Annotated in this window: 20 protein-coding genes and 2 tRNA genes; 11 read left to right on the top strand and 11 right to left on the bottom strand. The window is 67.1% G+C overall.

From position 1 onward, the window contains the following. Positions 1–673 precede the first annotated feature (673 nt). The 7 genes from ACPW96_RS20185 to ACPW96_RS20155 all read left to right on the top strand — a co-directional run bounded on the left by ACPW96_RS20185 (position 674) and on the right by ACPW96_RS20155 (position 7,914). Positions 674–1,561 carry a LysR family transcriptional regulator gene (locus ACPW96_RS20185; RefSeq protein ID WP_425885251.1) on the top strand — a complete coding sequence of 296 codons (888 nt, stop codon included), beginning with the start codon at positions 674–676 and terminating at the stop codon, positions 1,559–1,561. Between the two features lie 399 nt (positions 1,562–1,960). After that, a complete protein-coding gene (locus tag ACPW96_RS20180) occupies positions 1,961–2,995 on the top strand; it encodes an ABC transporter substrate-binding protein (RefSeq protein WP_425885249.1) in 1,035 nt (344 codons plus the stop codon). 2 nt (positions 2,996–2,997) lie between these two features. Continuing rightward, positions 2,998–3,909 (top strand): ABC transporter permease, encoded by a 912-nt coding sequence (locus ACPW96_RS20175; RefSeq protein ID WP_425885247.1) that lies wholly within the window; start codon positions 2,998–3,000, stop codon positions 3,907–3,909. After that, a complete protein-coding gene (locus ACPW96_RS20170; RefSeq protein ID WP_425885246.1) occupies positions 3,885–4,640 on the top strand; it encodes an ABC transporter ATP-binding protein in 756 nt (251 codons plus the stop codon). The genes ACPW96_RS20175 and ACPW96_RS20170 overlap by 25 nt, the downstream gene beginning before the upstream one ends. Continuing rightward, positions 4,640–5,971: an LLM class flavin-dependent oxidoreductase gene (locus ACPW96_RS20165; protein WP_425885244.1), complete on the top strand. Its 1,332-nt coding sequence runs from the start codon at positions 4,640–4,642 to the stop codon at positions 5,969–5,971. Before ACPW96_RS20170 ends, ACPW96_RS20165 begins: the two co-directional genes overlap by 1 nt. Positions 5,972–6,646: 675 nt before the next feature. Beyond that, positions 6,647–6,901 carry a hypothetical protein gene (locus ACPW96_RS20160; RefSeq protein WP_425885242.1) on the top strand — a complete coding sequence of 85 codons (255 nt, stop codon included), beginning with the start codon at positions 6,647–6,649 and terminating at the stop codon, positions 6,899–6,901. 11 nt (positions 6,902–6,912) lie between these two features. Then, positions 6,913–7,914, top strand: a complete 1,002-nt coding sequence (locus ACPW96_RS20155; RefSeq protein ID WP_425885241.1) for a zeta toxin family protein — start codon at positions 6,913–6,915, stop codon at positions 7,912–7,914. Positions 7,915–7,927: 13 nt separating this feature from the next. Here the strand turns inward: ACPW96_RS20155 and ACPW96_RS20150 are convergent, their stop codons facing one another. From ACPW96_RS20150 to ACPW96_RS20125, 6 genes are all read right to left on the bottom strand, one after another. Next, positions 7,928–8,146, bottom strand: coding sequence for a hypothetical protein (locus ACPW96_RS20150; RefSeq protein ID WP_425885239.1), 219 nt, complete (start codon positions 8,144–8,146; stop codon positions 7,928–7,930). 88 nt (positions 8,147–8,234) lie between these two features. After that, positions 8,235–8,501 carry a hypothetical protein gene (locus ACPW96_RS20145; RefSeq protein WP_425885238.1) on the bottom strand — a complete coding sequence of 89 codons (267 nt, stop codon included), beginning with the start codon at positions 8,499–8,501 and terminating at the stop codon, positions 8,235–8,237. A gap of 214 nt (positions 8,502–8,715) precedes the next feature. Further along, positions 8,716–9,000, bottom strand: a complete 285-nt coding sequence (locus tag ACPW96_RS20140) for a hypothetical protein (protein WP_425885236.1) — start codon at positions 8,998–9,000, stop codon at positions 8,716–8,718. Next, entirely contained in the window at positions 8,997–9,884 is an 888-nt protein-coding gene (locus ACPW96_RS20135; protein WP_425885234.1) for a hypothetical protein, read from the bottom strand. The genes ACPW96_RS20140 and ACPW96_RS20135 overlap by 4 nt, the downstream gene beginning before the upstream one ends. A gap of 11 nt (positions 9,885–9,895) precedes the next feature. Next, on the bottom strand, positions 9,896–10,366 hold the full coding sequence (locus ACPW96_RS20130) for a hypothetical protein (RefSeq protein WP_425885232.1): 471 nt from the start codon (positions 10,364–10,366) through the stop codon (positions 9,896–9,898). Next, positions 10,363–10,617, bottom strand: coding sequence for a glutaredoxin domain-containing protein (locus ACPW96_RS20125; protein ID WP_425885231.1), 255 nt, complete (start codon positions 10,615–10,617; stop codon positions 10,363–10,365). The genes ACPW96_RS20130 and ACPW96_RS20125 overlap by 4 nt, the downstream gene beginning before the upstream one ends. A gap of 109 nt (positions 10,618–10,726) precedes the next feature. Between ACPW96_RS20125 and ACPW96_RS20120 the strand changes: the two genes are divergently transcribed. Genes ACPW96_RS20120 through ACPW96_RS20110 form a run of 3 tightly spaced genes read left to right on the top strand, consistent with a single transcriptional unit; the run spans position 10,727 to position 12,750 of the window. Then, the gene (locus ACPW96_RS20120) at positions 10,727–11,329 is read left to right on the top strand and encodes a hypothetical protein (protein WP_425885230.1); all 603 of its coding nucleotides are present in this window, start codon (positions 10,727–10,729) and stop codon (positions 11,327–11,329) included. 12 nt (positions 11,330–11,341) lie between these two features. Continuing rightward, positions 11,342–11,599, top strand: a complete 258-nt coding sequence (locus ACPW96_RS20115) for a hypothetical protein (protein WP_425885229.1) — start codon at positions 11,342–11,344, stop codon at positions 11,597–11,599. Further along, positions 11,596–12,750, top strand: a complete 1,155-nt coding sequence (locus tag ACPW96_RS20110; protein WP_425885228.1) for a tyrosine-type recombinase/integrase — start codon at positions 11,596–11,598, stop codon at positions 12,748–12,750. The genes ACPW96_RS20115 and ACPW96_RS20110 overlap by 4 nt, the downstream gene beginning before the upstream one ends. A gap of 13 nt (positions 12,751–12,763) precedes the next feature. Here the strand turns inward: ACPW96_RS20110 and ACPW96_RS20105 are convergent. The 5 genes from ACPW96_RS20105 to serS form a co-directional block, all read right to left on the bottom strand. After that, positions 12,764–12,855, bottom strand: a tRNA-Ser gene (locus tag ACPW96_RS20105). A 104-nt stretch (positions 12,856–12,959) separates the two neighbouring features. After that, a complete protein-coding gene (locus ACPW96_RS20100) occupies positions 12,960–14,237 on the bottom strand; it encodes an LCP family protein (RefSeq protein WP_425885227.1) in 1,278 nt (425 codons plus the stop codon). A 24-nt stretch (positions 14,238–14,261) separates the two neighbouring features. Next, positions 14,262–14,346: transfer RNA gene (locus tag ACPW96_RS20095), tRNA-Ser, on the bottom strand. Between the two features lie 98 nt (positions 14,347–14,444). Then, positions 14,445–15,338 carry an HAD family hydrolase gene (locus ACPW96_RS20090; protein WP_425821794.1) on the bottom strand — a complete coding sequence of 298 codons (894 nt, stop codon included), beginning with the start codon at positions 15,336–15,338 and terminating at the stop codon, positions 14,445–14,447. After that, on the bottom strand, positions 15,335–16,615 hold the full coding sequence (gene serS / locus ACPW96_RS20085; protein ID WP_425885226.1) for a serine--tRNA ligase: 1,281 nt from the start codon (positions 16,613–16,615) through the stop codon (positions 15,335–15,337). The genes ACPW96_RS20090 and serS overlap by 4 nt, the downstream gene beginning before the upstream one ends. A 53-nt stretch (positions 16,616–16,668) precedes the next feature. On the opposite strand from serS, the gene ACPW96_RS20080 reads away from it, so the two are divergent. Beyond that, a complete protein-coding gene (locus ACPW96_RS20080) occupies positions 16,669–17,838 on the top strand; it encodes a diacylglycerol kinase family protein (protein WP_425885225.1) in 1,170 nt (389 codons plus the stop codon). Positions 17,839–17,844: the final 6 nt, after the last annotated feature.

The raw sequence follows: 17,844 nt of genomic DNA, 5'->3' as shown, positions 1-17,844 counted from the left end.
GGTTCACAGCGACGTTTTACGATCCGCACGGGTCGATCGCATCATGGGAGATGCACCGGACCGCTCGTGAATACAGACCCTCGCGACCACCGTCACCTCTAGAGCAGCACCGGCCCCTCTCGCCACCCCAACACAAGCGCATTCTTGGCGATGCGCAAGCCCACCCCTGAGTCCCATCGAGCCTGCACCGATCCTGCACCGATCCTGCACATCAGATCGAATGGGTGTTCGCGCGTAATAGACCATCAAGGCCGAGCGCTAAGGGATCCCAAGCGACACGGATGCCGAAGACTTCGCCTGCGCCGTGATCAACGTGAATCCGCTGCATTAGGGGGTGCGCTTGCAGACGGCCTCTGAGTCTGCACACGACCCGGAGCGAACCACGCGCCGCGACTTCTGAAACTGCAAGCGCGACCGGGGATGCGCGATCCCTATGCCTGCCTGGTGCGAGCCGGTCCCTACAGCGCGGAACGGCGCAGATGCCCACGGGTGTAGCCGGGTCTGCTGAAAGAAACGGTCACCACTACCGTCCCGGAGGGCTGGCATTGCCGGCCTCCTTCCCAGACCCATATTGATGCATCGTTCTTGCGGCGGCTGAGGATGGCGATCGCGCCGGTGACGTCCAGTGACGACGGCGACGGCATCCGGGAATGCGAGTCACTACCATCGCTCCATGGCAGCGACCCTGGAGATCGCGCTGCTGCGCACCTTCGTCGCGATCGAAAACTTCGGCGGTTTCGGCCGCGCCGCCGAAGCGCTGCGCATCAGCCAGCCGACGGTGAGCCAGCACGTGCGGTCTCTGGAACAGCGGCTGGGCCAGCCGCTTGTGGAGAAGGACGGACGGAGGTCGCGGCTCACGGACGTGGGTGAGATGCTGCTCGTCGAGGCGCGCCGGATCATCGCCGTGCACGACGAGGCGCTCGCTCGGCTCCATGTCGTCGGACCGCAGTCGATCAACATCGGCTCGGTGGAGGCGGCGGCCGAGCAAGTGCTGCCCGACCTCCTGGCGGCAATGCGCGACGCCTACCCCGAGCGGACAGTACGGTTCACCATCGACCACTCCAGCAAGCTGGTCGGGGCGGTGGAGGACGGAGTCATGGACGTCGGCCTCGTCATCGATGCCAACCAGACGTCGGCATTCGCCGACCGCGGTGTGGACGTGGCCGTCGTGCCGCTTCACTGGTACGCGTGTCCGCGTTGGACACCCCCGCCGCCGCCCTCGCCGCTGCCGCTGATCACCTACGTCGCCCCGTCCGGAATGCGCGACCGCGCTCTGAACACCCTGAAGGCGCGGGGCATCCCCGTGCGGGTCGCCGCCGAGGCGGGCAGCATGGAGGCGGTGATCGCCGCAGCCCGTGCGGGAGTCGGCGTCGCCGTGCTACCGAGCATCGGGCCGCGACCCCGGGAAGTTACCATCCGCTCGGAACTGCCCGATCCCGGGCAGATCTTGCTCCGGCTCATCTGGCGCCGCGGGGTCGAGGACCACGTCGCTGAGACGGCTGCCAACGCACTGCGGTCCTTCTTCGACGACCGCGGACTCGCACCGCGCGTCGCGCGCTGACAACATCGCGCGTCGCCGTCGGACGTCGCCGCGGACCTGCGCTCCGTAGGAGGATCCGCGGCCCGAATTCCGTCGACGCCGCTCGACGTTCGGCTTTCCCGGCGTTCGTCGCACCCCGACGCCGGCGGTCACGGTTCTTCATACGCCGACATCGCGCTTCACCGGCGTGCCAGCGCGCCCACGCGCTGCAGGGAGCGATCACGGCGGCTCCTGGTGCGGAATACTGCGGATTCCGGCCCTCGTGCACACCGACCCATCGGAATTGCGGATGGGATGCCCGTGCGTATCCGATTGGACGGCGAAGCCGTCGGCTCCGCATCATCGCTCCTAACGCCGTTTCGCGTCGGACTTCGAAAGGACACAATGTCTTCACCATCGCGCGCCTCCTCGATTGCCAGGGTGATCTCCGTACTCCTGGCTGGCGCAATACTCGTGACGGCCACGGGATGCTCCACAGCGAGCGACGCTTCCGCCAACGCCGCTGAGCCGTTGGCCGGGCTGCCGACCGGCGCCCCCGACCAGGACACGACGCTGCGCATCGCCGGACGCACGACCCAGCTTCAGCTCGAGGCCGCCGGCGCCGCGATCGACCCGCTGGCATTCACCGTCGGCGAGTGGGTGAACGCTCAGGGCGGGCCTGACGTCATCCAGGCTTTCCGTGCCGACGCACTCGACATCGCCTCGAATGCGATCATCCCTCCCATCCAGGCGCACGAGATCGGTTTCGACGCCAAGATCGTCGCCGTGCTCGAGCGCCCCGAGCCGTCGTATGTCTTCGCCACAGCGCCGGGCACCGACATCTCCGCCGCCGCCGACTTCCGGGGCAAGAAGATCGCGTTCTCGCAGGGGCAGTCTCAGGGTGACACCGTGCTGCGCACGCTGCAGACCGCGGGCATCTCGTACGACGACGTGGAACTCGTCCCGTTGCCCAGCACTCAGTTCCTCACCGCGCTGCAGGGCGGCCAGGTCGATGTCGCCCCGCTCTCCGAGCCGGCCGTCACGAAGTACATCGACCAGTTCGCCCAGGACGGAGCCGTGGCGATTCCGTCCAAGGAGCCCGATCTTCTCAGCATCCTCTGGGTGCCGACTAAGGTGCTCGCCGATGAGGACAACGTGCGTGCCGTGCGCGACTACATCCGGGTGTGGGCGCAGGGTCAGGTCTGGGCGTGGGAGAACCCCGACGATTGGAAGCAGTTCTACTACGTCGATACCGAGGGCGTGACGGCCGAGGATGCCGATCGCATTTGGGCGACCGCCAACAAGCCGTCCTTCCCGCGCAGCTGGGACCGCGCGGAGGAGTGGGCGCAGTCGTCGCTCGATCTCTTGGTGGACGGCGGGTTCATCACCGGCGAATTCCAAGCGGGCGTGCTGTTCGACCGCCGATTCGAAGGGGACGCCGTCTCAGCGGTGCCCGCCGAGTACATCAAGGAGTGATGATGGCCGAGACACTGAGCGAACGCCCCGCCGGCGCGGCCGTACTCACCAGGCCCGTGAAGAGGGCGGCCGCCCCTGCTCCCGATGCCGCGACCGCACGTTCTGAGCAGGGGGTGGGGATCGTCCCGCAGTCGCGGCGGCGGCGGCTCGGACGCCGCCGCTCGCTACCCGGTTCTCGGCTTCTCGGCCCGCTCCTGGTCATCCTCGTGTGGCAGGCCGCGGCGTGGGTCGGTCTGCTGGACCCGAGACTCCTCACTGGACCAGACGCCGTCGCCGGCACGGCGTGGACTCTCATCGCAGACGGCACGCTCGGCGAACACGTGGGGGCATCTCTGGGACGCGCCGCCACCGGGCTCGTCCTGGGCACCGTCGCAGGCGTCGTCCTTGCGATTGTCGCAGGCCTCACCCGCCTGGGTGAGTCGCTGGTCGACGGCACCCTGCAGGTCAAGCGCGCCATCCCGACCCTCGCGCTCATTCCCCTGCTCATCCTCTGGCTGGGCATTGGCGAGGAGTTCAAGGTGACAATCGTCGCCCTGGGCGTGCTCGTCCCGATCTACATCAATACCTACAGCGCCCTGACCGGCATCGACAGCAAGCACATCGAGCTGGCTGAGTCCCTCAGCCTCACCCGCTGGCAATACGTGCGGTGGGTACTCGCGCCCGGTGCGCTACCGGGCTTCTTCGTCGGATTCCGCCTGGCGGTGGTCGGGTCGTGGATGGCGCTGATCGTCGTCGAGACCATCAACGCGACCTCCGGCATCGGCTACATGATGTCGCAGGCCCAGCTGTACGCGCAGTCCGACATCATTCTCGTCGGCCTCGTCGTCTACGGCGTATTCGGCTTCACCTCTGACGCGCTGGTTCGGCTGCTGGAGAGGAAGGTGCTGTCATGGCGGCGCACATTCGCGAGCTGACCTCGGCTCTGCGGGTTGAGAGCCTGCGGCGCTCTTTCGGAGATCGGGACGTGCTGGACGGCATCGATCTCGAGATCGCCCGCGGCGAATTCGTCGCCCTGATCGGGCGGAGCGGATCGGGCAAGAGCACGCTGCTGCGAGCGGTGGCCGGGCTCGATGACACCGTCGACGGCTCGGGTGAGGTGCTCGTTCCCCGGCGGGTGTCCCTGGTGTTCCAGGATTCACGCCTGCTGCCTTGGTTGCGCGTGCTCGACAACGTCGTGCTCGGGCAACGAGGTGCGGCGGCCCGCAGGCGGGGGCGGAACGCCCTCGCCGAGGTCGGCCTCGCCGGCCGCGAGCGCGCCTGGCCGCATGAGCTCTCGGGCGGAGAGCAGCAGCGCGCGGCGCTGGCTCGGTCGCTCGTGAGCGAGCCTCAGCTTCTGCTCGCCGACGAACCCTTCGGCGCCCTCGACGCGCTCACGCGCATCCGGATGCACGGGCTCCTGCGCACTCTGCTGCGAGTGCATGGCCCCGCGGTTCTGCTCGTCACGCACGACGTCGACGAGGCCGTGCTGCTCGCCGACCGTGTGCTGGTCATCGACCAGGGGCGGTTCTCCCTGGACCTGCGCATCGACCTCCCGGTCGGCCGCACGGCCAACCATCCCGTTTTCCCCCACTATCGCCAGCAGCTGCTTGCGGCCCTCGGCGTCGAGAATGACACCACCCCGACCCAGAACACGGAGGAGTCCTAATGACCACTCGAAAGCTGCACTTCAACCTTTTCCTGCACGACACCGGTCACCACGAGGCGTCCTGGCGCCTGCCCGAATCCGACCCCTACGCGCACCTCGACGTGGCCTACCACGAGCGCCTCGCGCGCATAGCGGAGGATGCGAAGTTCGACTCCCTCTTCCTTGCGGACGGGCCGTCGCTCTTCGGCGACGTCGGCCGCCGGCCATCCGGGAGGATCGAGCCGACCATCCTGCTCACCGCGCTGGCCGCAACCACCTCTCGGATCGGGCTGATCGCCACCGCATCGACCTCGTACAACGAGCCGTACAATCTCGCCCGCCGACTGTCTTCGGTGGACTGGGTGTCCGACGGGCGAGCGGGCTGGAACATCGTGACGACGGCCGGTGAGGCGGCTGCCCGCAATTTCGGGCTGGACGACCAGCCGCTGCATAGCGACCGGTACGCGCGGGCATCCGAGTTTCTCGAGGTCGCGACGAAGCTCTGGGACTCGTGGGAGGACGACGCGACCATCGCCGACAAAGCGGCAGGGGTGCACACCCTGCCCGAGAAGGTGCACGTCATCCGGCATGAGGGTGAACACTTCCGGGTGGCCGGTCCGCTCAACGTGCCCCGCAGCCCTCAGGCGTATCCCCTCCTGGTGCAGGCCGGGTCGAGCGAGAACGGCAAGGAGTTCGCCGCCCGCTGGGCGGAGGCCGTGTTCACCGCGCAGCCGACGATCGAAGAGGCGCGCGCGTTCTATGAGGACGTCAAGCGTCGCGTCGTCGAGCATGGCCGCGATCCCGAGCTGGTGAAGATCCTGCCCGGCATCGTGCCGGTGATCGGCGACACCGAGACCGAGGCGCGGCAACTGGATGCCGAACTCGATCGCCTCATCGCGCCGGAGTATGCGCGGATTCAGCTGGCGAAGACGCTGCACATCGACCCCGAGGCGCTTCCGCTCGACCGGCCCCTGCCCGATGATCTGCCCGACGAGGACGAGATCGAGGGCGCCAAGAGCCGCTACACGCTGATCGTGGAGCTGGCGCGGCGTGAGAACCTCACGGTACGCGAGCTGATCGGGCGGCTCGGCGGCGGGCGCGGCCACCGAACGTTCACGGGCACGCCGGTGCAGGTCGCCGACACCATCCAGGAGTGGTTTGAGACGGGAGCTGCCGACGGGTTCAACATCATGCCCGCGGTGCTGCCGTCAGGCCTGGAGGTGTTCACGGCGAAAGTCGTGCCGATCCTGCAGGACCGCGGCCTGTTCCGCACCGAGTACACCGGCCGCACCCTGCGCGAACACTACGGTCTACCGCGCCCCGTGAACAGCCACGCCCTCGCCGCCGTCTGAGCGCGGGTCTGGTGCCGCCGGGAAGTGTGTGTCGCCTGCAGGTGGTCCCAGGCGACACACTTCCCAGTGCGGGGGGAGGGGTGGACTTTGACAAGTGGCTCCAAGCGCCCGAACCCTCCCAAATAGCGACACGGATGACGCGTTCGTATTGCAAGATGCCGCTTGGAGCGACCTCCTGGCTGGTTCTTGCACCAGATACACATCCGGCCGAAGAGGACCGTGGAAAACTGGCCTTGGAACCGTTCGACGGCGTGTGGCTCTGCGAAAAAGCCGGCCCCCCAGCGCACCTAACGCAGGCTCGGGAAGCACTGTCCAAGGACGTAGGGGTGGCTCCAGTCCTCGCCGATCAGCAGCGCGCGCCTTGGGTTAGTCCTGGGTGGGCGGCGCCGGGATCCTACAATCGGCCGCAGAGTTAGCGTGTCACTGCCCTGGCGTGGGCCAGGAGCAGTCGGTCCCGAGTGCGAGTGCACGCTGGGGGATCCCTTGCGCGCAGATCTGGGCTAGCGGCACTCACGAGACTGGCCTAGCCGCCACTGACCCTGGCTGCTCGTTGCCCGGGGAGGAGGCCTCCTTACCAACCGCGGACGACTGAGTCGCCAGGGAGCGCCGTCAAACGACCCCTCCCGTCCCCAGTCTCCATTGTGACGCGCCAATAGACTTCACGAGGGAGGCTTGATGATCGAGCAGCGATCAGCATGGCGACCGAACGATGTCGTCGCGTACGAAGCGATGCGTGATGCTGCCAACACCGCGATCGCGCTGCTGTTGCGCCTATCAGGCGACGGCGCGATCTTGCCGAGTCAAGTTCACTCCGAAGCGGCCTCGATCCGCCGCCAGCTCTTCCAGGTAGATGGGTACGACCGCGACGGAGTCAACGCCGCTCGAGTCGCTTTCGAAGAGCGGATCGCGACACTCTCGGGGCCGCTGTGATGAGCGGATGGGTGCCGTCCGACGAGGAGCTGCGGCGCATCTTCGAGCAGCAGATCCTTCCAATCGTTTTTCCCGCGGCATCTTCGTCGGCGGCGCCGACGCTGGTGCTCCTTGCGGGGCAACCTGGCGCCGGCAGATCTCGAGCAACTGCCGGTGTGCTCGCGGAGTCACCCGCCGACATGGTCGTGCTGAGCGGAGACGACCTCCGGGTGTTCCACCCACACTTCCTCGCGCTCAACCGGTCTCGGTTGGCGGAAGCGCCGCAGATTCTGGCGGAGGCGAGTGCTGCCTGGGTGCGGAGCTGCCTCAGGCATGCACGTACCGCAGGGAGGTCGCTCCTAGTCGACGGTCCGTTCCACACGCCGAGGGTGGCTCTGGCGACAGCCGACCTATTCGCTCGCGACGGATTTACGACGCGCGTCGTCGTTGCGGCCACGCCGAGGGCGGAGAGCCTTCTGGCGACAGCATCCCGCTACCTCCTCGACGCACGGGCAGGTCGCGCATCGCGCTTCACAAGCGTGGAGGATCACGATGGCGACTGGAACAGCACCCGCGCACTTGTCGGCGAGCTGGAGACGACACCATCCGTGGACAGACTGACCGTCATCGGACGCGAGGGGGCGGCTCGATTCGATGCCGAGCGAACCGCACCCGAGCGATTCACCGGGGCAACCCGCGCGCTTGTTCGCGAACAGGCCACTTCGATGACCAGCGGGTTCGCCATGCGGTGGATGTCGGAGCTGCGGGCGATGACCGACTACGTGATGGCGTCCCCCCAAGCACCCCGGCCGCTCGGCGAGCTCTTGATCGAGCTGCACGAGGTCGCACTCAACGAGGTGCTCCCCCGGCTGTCGCTGCCTCTCGACTCGCTTGCCCGACCCGCGGCCGAGGCGAGCCTCGCGGAGCAACTCATTGAGCTGCGCAGAGCAGTCCCTGTCGAACCAGCGAACCGAGAAGACGTCGCCGCTCCGGTCAGCTCTCCCGCTCAACCCGACCGCGGCATATCACGATGACAAGAGCAATCGGTCAGGAAATACCCAAGTAGCCGCCGGCTTCCACCCCGACCACGGCGAACGCCGCGAGTGCGAGAACCGTGAGCACGATCGCGAGGCCCGTGGTCCGCAACATCCCTCGGATGTTCCCGCGAAGCGCGGCGCCGGCAATCACGGGCACCGTCAGCAGAACGCATCCGCTGCAGACCGCGGCCGCTGCAAGCGCCAGCACTACGATGACCTGCTCGTTCATGATCGACTCCCAGAGGCAAGTTTCCTTCTTCGTCCACTGTCCTCGCGGCATCCGACACGTGCCGGCTCTCACCCTCGTCGAACTTGCTTCAGGCTCCGAGATCGGTCATTAGCCACCGCCGGACGACATCGCCGTGCTCGTCGTCCCAGTCCGGCTCGGTCAGCGCCCAGCGATGCATGAGTCGCGCGGCCACATCGGGATGCAATCCCGCGTCGAGCACCTCGGCGAGCGCCTCAGCCTCGTCGAACTGCAGGCTGCAGATCAATTCCCCTGGACCGTCGAGCAGCCCCTCGAGGACGTGCGCGAGCCGGTCTACCGCGTCTTCCAGCTGATCCCATCCGGTGATGGTTTTCATGTTTCGACCTCCTTGTTCATCACTTCTGCCCTGACTGCTCTGGGTGCCTCCTGGCAAGTGGCATCGAGAGCGACAGAGGCGCGCGCAGGCAGGGACCGTGAAGTACCGGACTGAGCGAAGCGAGGGAGGATACGTCGCGAAAGCCCTGCCGGAGCCCGCCGGCGGAGCTACGATGGCCGGCCAGGAAGACACCCGCGAGGCGCATGGTCGCGTCTCAGCCGTCAGCCAGCTCACGCAGGCGCACGATGAAAGCCTGGCGATCGGCATCCGCATTTGTGATCAATTCGCGGATGCTTCGGCGCGAGCCGATCGTTGAGGCCATCGCTGCCCCGGCGAGCGGGGCGAGGCACCAGTCGACGTCTTCGTCGACGGAGTATCCGGGTTCGTCGGTTTCCTTCCCGGGATAGTAGGTGAAGGCGCAGACCGCAAGTCGGTAGAGGGTCGCCTCGCAGTCCGACCGATCGATCATGTTCGGTCCTTCGCTCGTCGTGGTGGTCATCGGTTCATTCCCGTCGTCTGATTCGGCTGCAGCATCGGATGCGGGGCTGCGGGGTCGAGGTGATGTGGTCGACGTGGCGGCTCTCGGTGTCGGAGGCGCTCGTTGACCTGGCGTCCGATTGCCTCCAGTCGTGCTTCCTCGATCTCCTCCTTTGTCGGTCCGGACTTCGGTTTCGGTCCGGTCCGCGCGCGGCCCAGTTCCTTGCGGAGCCGTGCGAGCTCTTCCTTCTGCTCGGCGAGGTGGTAGGCGGCGCGGGCTCTCAGGCAGTCGCGCTTCCACTCCGCCCAGAGTTGCCGTGACGTTTGGATCGACTTATGTGCTTGAACCAGTTCTCGCGCGGTCCACACTCGGTCGAAGAACGCATTTGCTGCCGCAGTGTTTGCGAGGCGCTCCTCGCGGCGCGTGGTGTGTAATCGGCGCGGAGGAAGTCCTGCTTCGCGGCGACGCTTCTCCCGGTCCCGCCAGATACGGTGCGCAGCGTTCTGCTTCTCGCGGTTCTTCGCGTAGTACTCCCGTCGGCGCGCCCGATTTTCCTCCGGGTTCGCGGCATACTCCTCTCGACGCCGCTGACGGTGCTTCTCGGGGTCGGCGTGATACTTCGCGCGGATCTTCGCATTGACCTCCTCCTTGTGACCGTCGCGCCAGCGCTGGTTGCGCTCCCTGCTCTTCCTGCGGTACGCGTCCGGATCCTTCTCGCGCTGCGCCGCACGACGCTGCCGCTGATAATCGGCGTGCTCCTCGCGGTGTTTCGCGTAGTACTCCCGCGCGTACTGCCGTCGAGCTTCGCGCTGCAGCTTCGCGCGGTCGTACAGGGCCGCGCGGGCGTGCGCGATCTGCAGGCGGATGTCTTCCGATTCGCGCGCGATTTCGTCGTCGTTCGCCATCTCGGGCCTCCTCAGCCGAGCCCCGCCTGACGAGATGCTGGCGGCGCCGACGAGCCCTCGAGGAGCGACTGCGTGGGTGCGAACTGGTCGCGGGCACGTCGCGGCGGTCCGAGCGGGAATCGGGTGTTCGCAGTCGCTGCCGAGCGCTTGCGCTTTGGGAAGTACTCATGGAACACCCGGCAATGCGGATCGGCGACAACCCAGTGGCAACGCTCGCCCCACCAGATGGTGAGGTCGAGTTCGGCCTCCTCCAGTGAGTTCGCAAAGACGCCGGCAATGTGCCCATCGTCAAGCTGTGCGGTGTGCCAGGCATGAACACCGGACTGCACGCCACGGGCCTGAAGGGTCTCGTCAATCAGGTCGCTGCGGTTGCGGCATTCGTCGTTGGTGGCGGTCGCGCCCTGGATGGGGCACGCCGCTCGGATGCGCTCCCCCGCCTCGGCAAGGGTCTCACCCGAGACCGGAGTCGACCGCGGGTTCACGACCTCGCCCCAATGCTCGCGGCGAGCCGATCAATGAGGTCTGGACGGAACCCGGACCAGTGGTCGTTCTCATCGACCACGACGACGGGCGCTTGCGAGTAGCCGAGGTCGTCCGTCACGTAGTCGCGGGCCAGAGCGTTGGCGGGGTCGGTGAGATTGATGTCGGCGAACTCGAGTCCCGCCGAGGTCAGGACCTGCTTGGTCATCCTGCATTGCACGCACTCGAAGCCGGTCGTATACACGGTAATCACTGGAACCTCCTTGTCTATCTCAAAATTGGTTCTACCTTAGCGAAGCACTAAATGATACGCTTGCCAAGAGCCAATGCGGAAGCGCGGTGCGGTTAGACAAACTAAGGAGGTGAAGGTCGACGTGAAGACACTCGATGGCAAGGATGTGACGTGGGAACGTGCCACTCAGTCGGTCGGGTCGGTGCTGCGTATTGCTCCCGCCTTCCGTGCGCGAAGTACAGACGAAGGCCTCGGAGTGGACACGTCGCTCGATGTTCGGTACGCGGCAGCGCAGGGTCGCTACGTGATCGATGCCGTTACCAATCGATCCGTTCGCGCGGAAGTCGAGATCAACTACCCGACGGTTGCGAAAGTGCGCATGCAGGGCATCGTTCAGGCCGCAGCGCCCAACTGCATCTTCCTCACGCTGGACGACGAATCGGATCCGTTCGCCACCTGGATCAGCCTCAATGCCCTAACCACGGCCAAAGGTCGAATTCTCCCTCCCGCGCTCGCCGAAGAAGTCGTCCGACGCGGGTCAAGCGATGCTCGCATGGAGGCCATCGAGCTTCTCTATGGCGCGGCCGCCTTGTCCAGCCTTCCTCCGGCACGCCTTATCCAGCGCGAACTCGGAATTCCCCACCGCACCGCTTCCGCATGGATCATCGAAGCGCGCAAGGCTGGTCGCCTGTCTGGCATGAACTTCAACGCTGGTCGACCGGCGGGCGCATAGAAGGGACGGGCCGTGACCAATACCCGGAGAACCGACTTTGGCAGCTCGACCCGTCAACCGCGACGCGCGCAGTCAGCTCCCGTAGCAGAACGACTCGAGTGCCTGTTCTACTCAGAGTCCGAGGCCGCCGCGCGCCTTGGTATTCATCGCACGACGCTCCGCGCTCTGGCCCTCGCTGGCCATGCTCCGGTCGAGCCGATCACGCTGACCGAACACCGCCGCCTCTATCGGCGCGCCGACATCCACCGGCTCGCGGGGCTGGAGCCATGAGCATCGAGCGCCGGCGCTCGAGTTCCGGCGCCTGGCGCTATGGCGTTCGAATCAAGCTGAACGGCCGGATTGTCGCGTACCAAACCTTCGGGCGAAAGCCGGACGCAGAGGCTTGGGAGCGAGAGCAGTATCGAGCGATTCAGTTTGGTGAGTTCGTTCCGCCCAACCAGGGGACGAAGCCATTCGGTGAGGTTGTCGATGAGTTCCTCGAGTCTCGACGCGGACAGGTCGTGCCGCACACCTGGCGCACCGACCGCGACAATCTTGCTAACACGCCCGCGACATGGGACAACCTCCCTATCAGCGCCATCTCCGAGCGCGACATCCTGAACCACCTCACCGCCCAATTGGGGACGAAGGCCCACTCCACGGTGTCCAGGGCCCGGACGACTCTGAGTGCCTTGTTCCAGTACGCAGTCCGGGAGCGGATGCGGGCACGTAATCCCGTCCGAGCAGTTCCCATGCCTTCGGGTGAGCAAGCGGACGACGGGCCGGATGAGGTCAACGCGTTCACTGACGCCGAACTCGCGCAGACGCTCGCCACCCAGACGGAAGTCAATCCTGGAATGGCCGAGGTCACGGAGTTTCTGAGTCTCACGGGGCTGCGCTGGTCGGAGTTGCGCGCGACTCGGATTCACCACGTTCAGGACGTGCCCTTCCCTGCACTTCGCGTTACACGCGCGCAGTCGGATGGATACGCCGAGAAGGGGACGAAGACGCGGAAGTCTCGTCGCGTTCCACTCACGGCCCGGGCTTACGAACTGGCGCGAAATCGGGCAGGTGAACGCGCTCCGACCGAGTACCTGTTCGTTTCGAAAACGGGTAGGCAGTTGCGCGGGGGTTTGTTTCGGCGCTACGTGAAATGGACCGAGACTTCCTTTGGACACACGATCCACGACCTGCGTCATTACGCCGCATCCAACTGGCTGCGCGCCGGCATCCCCGTGCACCAGGTCGCACAGTGGCTCGGGCACAACAACGCGTCCACGACGTTGCGGGTTTACGCGCACGTGTTGGGCGAAGGGCAGGAAATGGCGGCGATCAAGCACCTTGATTCCGACCCGGTACGCACTGAGTACGCACGGACGATCAGCGATGCCAATCTGCGAGCCGCAATCACCGAGATCAGCGCCGATGAAAAGTCGCTCTGATCACGACTTCTGTTGGCGGAGACGGAGGGATTTGAACCCTCGGACCCCTTAAGGGGTCTCCACCTTAGCAGGGTGGTGCACTAGGCCGAACTATGCGACGTCTCCAGGCATCCTGCCCGCGAACGAGCGGATGCGCCCTGCAATACTAACCGCTCGACGCGGCAGGAGCGAACGGCCGCGGTCCCCGGCACCGCAGCGAAAGCCGCCGGTCAGCGCACGTTGCCGTTCGAGCAGGTCTCCTGCGCGGCGGTCGAGCCGGAGATCTCCGGGGGCAGCGCGATCGCCGTCTCGGTGGGCGCCGGCGCGACCGTTGCGCCCGGGGTCGGCTCGGTGGTCGGCTGCGTCGGTTCGACCGGAGGCGCGGTGGGCTCGACGACGGTCACGCCGTCGTTCACGCCCGCCTCGCCCGTCAGCTGCAGCGGCTGGTTCGCCGCGAGCGCCGCCCAAAGCGCGTCCGCGGCCTCGTAGTTCGGCACGACGTGGTTTATGTTGTCCGGATCGGTGAGCGTCGGATACTGCACGAACACGATCTCCTCGAACGGCACGTTCTTGAGGGCGAGCGCGATCTGCACGAGCGTCAGCGGATTGGTCAGGCTCGTGCTCGGGTCGACGTTCTCGATCGCCGTTCGCGCCAGCTTGAGCAGCATCGTCGGGTTGGTGAGCACCTCTTCGCTGACGAGCTTGCGCGCGAGGCGCGACATGTACTGCTGCTGGTTGCTGATGCGACCGAGGTCGCTGCCGTCACCGACGCCCTTGCGCGTGCGCAGGAACTGCAGGGCCTCAATGCCTGCCACCGTGTGGATGCCGGGGTCGAGGTCCAGACCGGTGTTCGGGTCGTAGATGCCGTTGGCGACACACACATCGACGCCGCCGATGGCGTTGGTGATCTCGATCACACCGCCCCACGTGACGGACGCCGCGTATTGGATGTTCTGCCCGCTGAGCTCGGAGACCGCCTTTGCGGCGCACGACAGACCGCCGTAGTTGAACGTCGAGTTCAGCGGCTGCTTCGACATCGCGCCGGTCGTGCTGCCGTCCTCGGCTGTGCACGAGGGGATCGGCATCATCAGGTCGCGCGGGAAGCTGATGACCGTGACCCGCCGAGGCTCGTCCGAGATGTGCACGAGCATGTTGACGTCGTTGAGCTCGCTCTCGGCATCCGGACCCTCACACCGATCGCCGAAGAGGTAGGCGTAATCGGGCTCGCAGGCGTCGGTCCCCGCGACGAACAGGTTCACGCCGCCCTCGATCTCGCCGATGTTCGGCGGCGGCGCCTCCTGACCCTCGAGCTCCACGGCATCCGCCGAGAACGTCGCGGTGAGGTCGTACGCGAGGTAGGTGGCGACGCCGAGGCCGCTCACCAGCACCACCGAGAGGCAGATCGCAATGATCTTCGCGAGCTGGCCGAGCGGATGCGGTGACTTCAGCGCCCCGTGGCGCGCCACCGTCTGGCGGCCGCGGCGGGGTGCCTTGGACGTGTCACTCACTCGGATCTCCTCGGGGGCGCACTGCGGAGGGTGTGGGATTCGAACCCACGGGACATTGCTGCCCACTGGTTTTCAAGACCAGGTCCATCGGCCGCTCGGACAACCCTCCCGGCGGATGCTGTGCATCCGTCGAACAGGCGTCGAGTCTAGCCGACGCGGTCAGATGTCATTCTTGCAGGAACGGCTGGACAGGCGCTGAGTACCAGGTCAGCGCTGAGAAAGCGCACGCAGCGCCGCGGCCACGCCGCCCTCCTGCACAGACGCGGTGGTCTCGCTCGCGGCATCCAGAACCTCCTGCGGACCCTGCGCCATCGCGATCGCGCGCCCGCCGTTGCGCCGAGCCCACGCGAACATGCCGAGGTCGTTGCGGCCGTCGCCGATCACGAGCACGTCGGCGGGTGGCATGTCGAGCCACTCCCGCACGAGTTCCAGCGCGGTGCCCTTGTCGACTCCCTGCGGGGCGATGTCGAGCCAAGCGGTCCAGCCGATGGCGTACGACACGTGGTTCAGGCCGATGTCCTCCACCAGCCGCGAGAAGTCCTCTTCGTCGTGACCCGGAGAGACGACCACGACGCGGGAAACGGGCAGCCCGATCAGATCCTCGAACGGCACGCGATGCGCCGCCGACAGATTCCAGTCGTCGATGAAGTCGGTGTAAAGCCGCTCGCCGTCCTCCCGCTCGACCATGTACTTGGCGTTCGGCAGATGCTCGCGCAGCAGGTTGAGCACCTGAGTGGCATCGAAGGTCTCAGTATGCGCCCGCACGTATGCGTCGCCCTCGCGCTTCATCACGACGGCGCCGTTCGAGCACACGACGTACTCGGGCCGGATGTCGAGCGCCTGGAGCGTCTTCTCCGTGCCGGCCCAGCTGCGGCCGGTGGCGATCATGACCTCATGACCAGCGTCGCCGGCATCCTGCACCGCCTCGACGACACCGGGGCTGAGGGTCTCGTCCTCGAGCAGCACGGTCCCATCGATGTCGAGCACGATCAGCAGCCGGTCGCCGCCCTCCTCCGCGATCTCCTCGACGACCTCTTCGACGACTTCGGCGGCATCCGCCGGCGTGGTGACCTCGACCTCGCCCGTCTCGGGCAGGCTCACGCGGCCGGCTCCAGGACCTCGAGCCCGCCGAGATACGGGCGCAGCACCTCGGGCACGACGACGGAGCCGTCGGCGCGCTGGTGGGTCTCGAGGATCGCGACGATCCAGCGCGTGGTGGCGAGCGTTCCGTTCAGGGTCGCCACGGGGGTGGTCCTTCCGACGCCGCCTTCTTCGAGCGGGGGGCGGTGGCGGATGTCGAGCCGGCGTGACTGGAAGGTCGTGCAGTTCGACGTGGAGGTGAGCTCGCGGAAGGCCTGCTGCGTCGGCACCCATGCCTCGACGTCGTACTTGCGGGCCGCGCTGGATCCGAGGTCTCCGGCCGCGATGTCGATGACGCGGTACGCCAGGCCCAGCGACTGGAGCATGCCCTCCTGCAGCCCGAGCAGGCGCTCGTGCTCGGCCTCGGCGTCTTCGGGCGTCGTGTAGACGAACATCTCGAGCTTGTTGAACTGGTGCACCCGGATGATGCCACGGGTGTCCTTGCCGTGCGAGCCGGCCTCCCGGCGATAGCACGTCGACCAGCCGGCGTAGCGGAGCGGACCGTCGGCTAGGTCGAGGATCTCGTCCTTGTGGTACCCGGCGAGCGCCACCTCGCTCGTGCCGACGAGGTAGAGGTCGTCGGCGGGAAGGTGGTAGACCTCTTCTGCGTGCTCGCCGAGGAATCCGGTGCCCTGCATGATCTCGGGACGCACGAGCGTGGGGGTGATCATCGGCACGAACCCGGCCTCGAGCGCACGGTCGAGGGCGAGGTTCATCAGCGCGATCTCGAGCCGCGCCCCGATCCCCCGCAGGAAGTAGAACCGGGCACCGGACACCTTCGCGCCGCGCTCCATGTCGATCGCCTTGAGCTTCTCGCCGAGGGCCAGGTGGTCGAGGGGCTGGAAGTCGAACGACGGGATGTCGCCGACCCGGCGCAGCTCCACGAAGTCGTCCTCGCCGCCGGCCGGGACACCGTCGATCACGATGTTCTCGATGCGGACGAATGCCGCGCGTGCCGCCTCTTCCGCTTCGGATGCCGCCTGCTGGGCGGCCTTCACGCGCTCGGCGAGGCCCTTCACCGCGGCCACCAGGGCGGCCTTCTCCTCCTTGGGCGCGGCGGCGACCGTCTTGCCGAACGCGTTCTGCTCCGCACGCAGCTCTTCATAGGCCGAGATGGCAGATCGCCGCTCGCGATCCGCCGCGAGCGCGGCATCCACGGTCTCGGGCGAGTGTCCGCGCGCCACCTGGGAGCGCTTGACGAGCTCGGGGTCATCGCGGAGCACAACGGGGTCGATCACCCCCCAAGTCTAGTCAGCGGGTCAGCGCCCCAGAGGCGGCCTAGAGTGTGTGCATGACTGCCCCGGCATCCCCGTCCGATCCGCGCGAGGAGCAACCAGACCCGGCCGAGGCGGCGCATCCCGATGGGGTGATCCGGGAACCCGACGACATCGCACCCGACACCGCCGACGACGAAGACGGCCACGCGCGCCAGGTCGGGCCGGCCGGTGAGACCCGGCCGATGCAGCCGCCGGCGGACGACGCGCCACGCCGCGCGGCGATGATCTACAACCCCATCAAGGTGGATGCCGCCGCGCTGCGCGCGCTGGTGTCCCGGCTCTCCGCAGCAGCCGGCTGGGGGGAACCGGCCTTCTTCGAGACGACCGTGGATGACCTCGGAGACGATGTCACGCGCCAGGCGCTGAAGGAGGGTGCGGACGCGGTGCTCGTCGCCGGCGGCGACGGCACCGTGCGCGCGGTCTCCGAAGCGATGAACGGATCGGGCGTCCCCCTGACGATCGTCCCGAGCGGGACGGGCAACCTGCTCGCACGCAACCTGAACCTGCCGCTGGATGACGCAGCGGCCATGGTGCAGGCCACGTTCGACGGCGATGTGCACCCGGTGGATGTCGGCATCGCGCGCATCACCCGCACCAACGGGCAGACCGAGGAGCACGCGTTCGTCGTGATGTCCGGCATCGGACTCGACGCGGCGATGATCGCGAACACCAGTCCTCAGCTCAAGAAGACGGTCGGCTGGGTCGCCTACGTCGACGGCGCGGCGAGGTCGCTGCCCTTCGCCCAGCCCTTCCGGGTGATGTACCAGCTCGACGGGCACCGCCTGCACGCCACGAGGGCGCAGAGCGTGCTCTTCGCGAACTGCGGCTGGCTGCCGGCCGGCATCGCACTCGTGCCGGAGGCATCCATCTCGGACGGCGAGCTGGATGTCTGCATCATCAAGCCGGCCGGCTTCTTCGGCTGGGCGCGGGTCTGGCGGCGCATCTGGTGGGAGAACAGCGTGATGCGGCGCTCGAGGGCGGGTCAGCGGGTTCTCGCCCGGCGCCCCGAAGACGCCTCCGTGCGCTACCTCCGTGGCGTTTCCATCGAGACCGCCACCAGCCCCGCCCAGGCGGTCCAGCTCGACGGCGACGAGTTCGGCGAGGCGACCCGCGTGCGGTGCCGCATCGTCCCGGGCGGCCTTCAGACGGCCTTCCCCGCCGGGCACGATGTCTCGAGGCTCTGAGGGCGG

Origin of the sequence: Micromonospora sp. DT81.3 (assembly GCF_049847225.1) — a bacterium.
Lineage (GTDB): Bacteria > Actinomycetota > Actinomycetes > Actinomycetales > Microbacteriaceae > Microbacterium.
The sequence above is the reverse complement of the archived record's forward strand: the minus strand, read 5'-3'. Positions and strand labels throughout refer to the sequence as shown.

Coding starts and splice junctions, on each gene's coding strand:
- ACPW96_RS20165 (WP_425885244.1), top strand. CDS start 4,640: ATGACCACTCGAAAGCTGCACTTCAACCTTTTCCTGCACGACACCGGT.
- ACPW96_RS20175 (WP_425885247.1), top strand. CDS start 2,998: ATGGCCGAGACACTGAGCGAACGCCCCGCCGGCGCGGCCGTACTCACC.
- ACPW96_RS20140 (WP_425885236.1), bottom strand. CDS start 9,000: ATGACCACCACGACGAGCGAAGGACCGAACATGATCGATCGGTCGGAC.
- ACPW96_RS20080 (WP_425885225.1), top strand. CDS start 16,669: ATGACTGCCCCGGCATCCCCGTCCGATCCGCGCGAGGAGCAACCAGAC.
- ACPW96_RS20170 (WP_425885246.1), top strand. CDS start 3,885: ATGGCGGCGCACATTCGCGAGCTGACCTCGGCTCTGCGGGTTGAGAGC.
- ACPW96_RS20150 (WP_425885239.1), bottom strand. CDS start 8,146: ATGAACGAGCAGGTCATCGTAGTGCTGGCGCTTGCAGCGGCCGCGGTC.
- ACPW96_RS20145 (WP_425885238.1), bottom strand. CDS start 8,501: ATGAAAACCATCACCGGATGGGATCAGCTGGAAGACGCGGTAGACCGG.
- ACPW96_RS20185 (WP_425885251.1), top strand. CDS start 674: ATGGCAGCGACCCTGGAGATCGCGCTGCTGCGCACCTTCGTCGCGATC.
- ACPW96_RS20135 (WP_425885234.1), bottom strand. CDS start 9,884: ATGGCGAACGACGACGAAATCGCGCGCGAATCGGAAGACATCCGCCTG.
- ACPW96_RS20160 (WP_425885242.1), top strand. CDS start 6,647: ATGATCGAGCAGCGATCAGCATGGCGACCGAACGATGTCGTCGCGTAC.
- ACPW96_RS20110 (WP_425885228.1), top strand. CDS start 11,596: ATGAGCATCGAGCGCCGGCGCTCGAGTTCCGGCGCCTGGCGCTATGGC.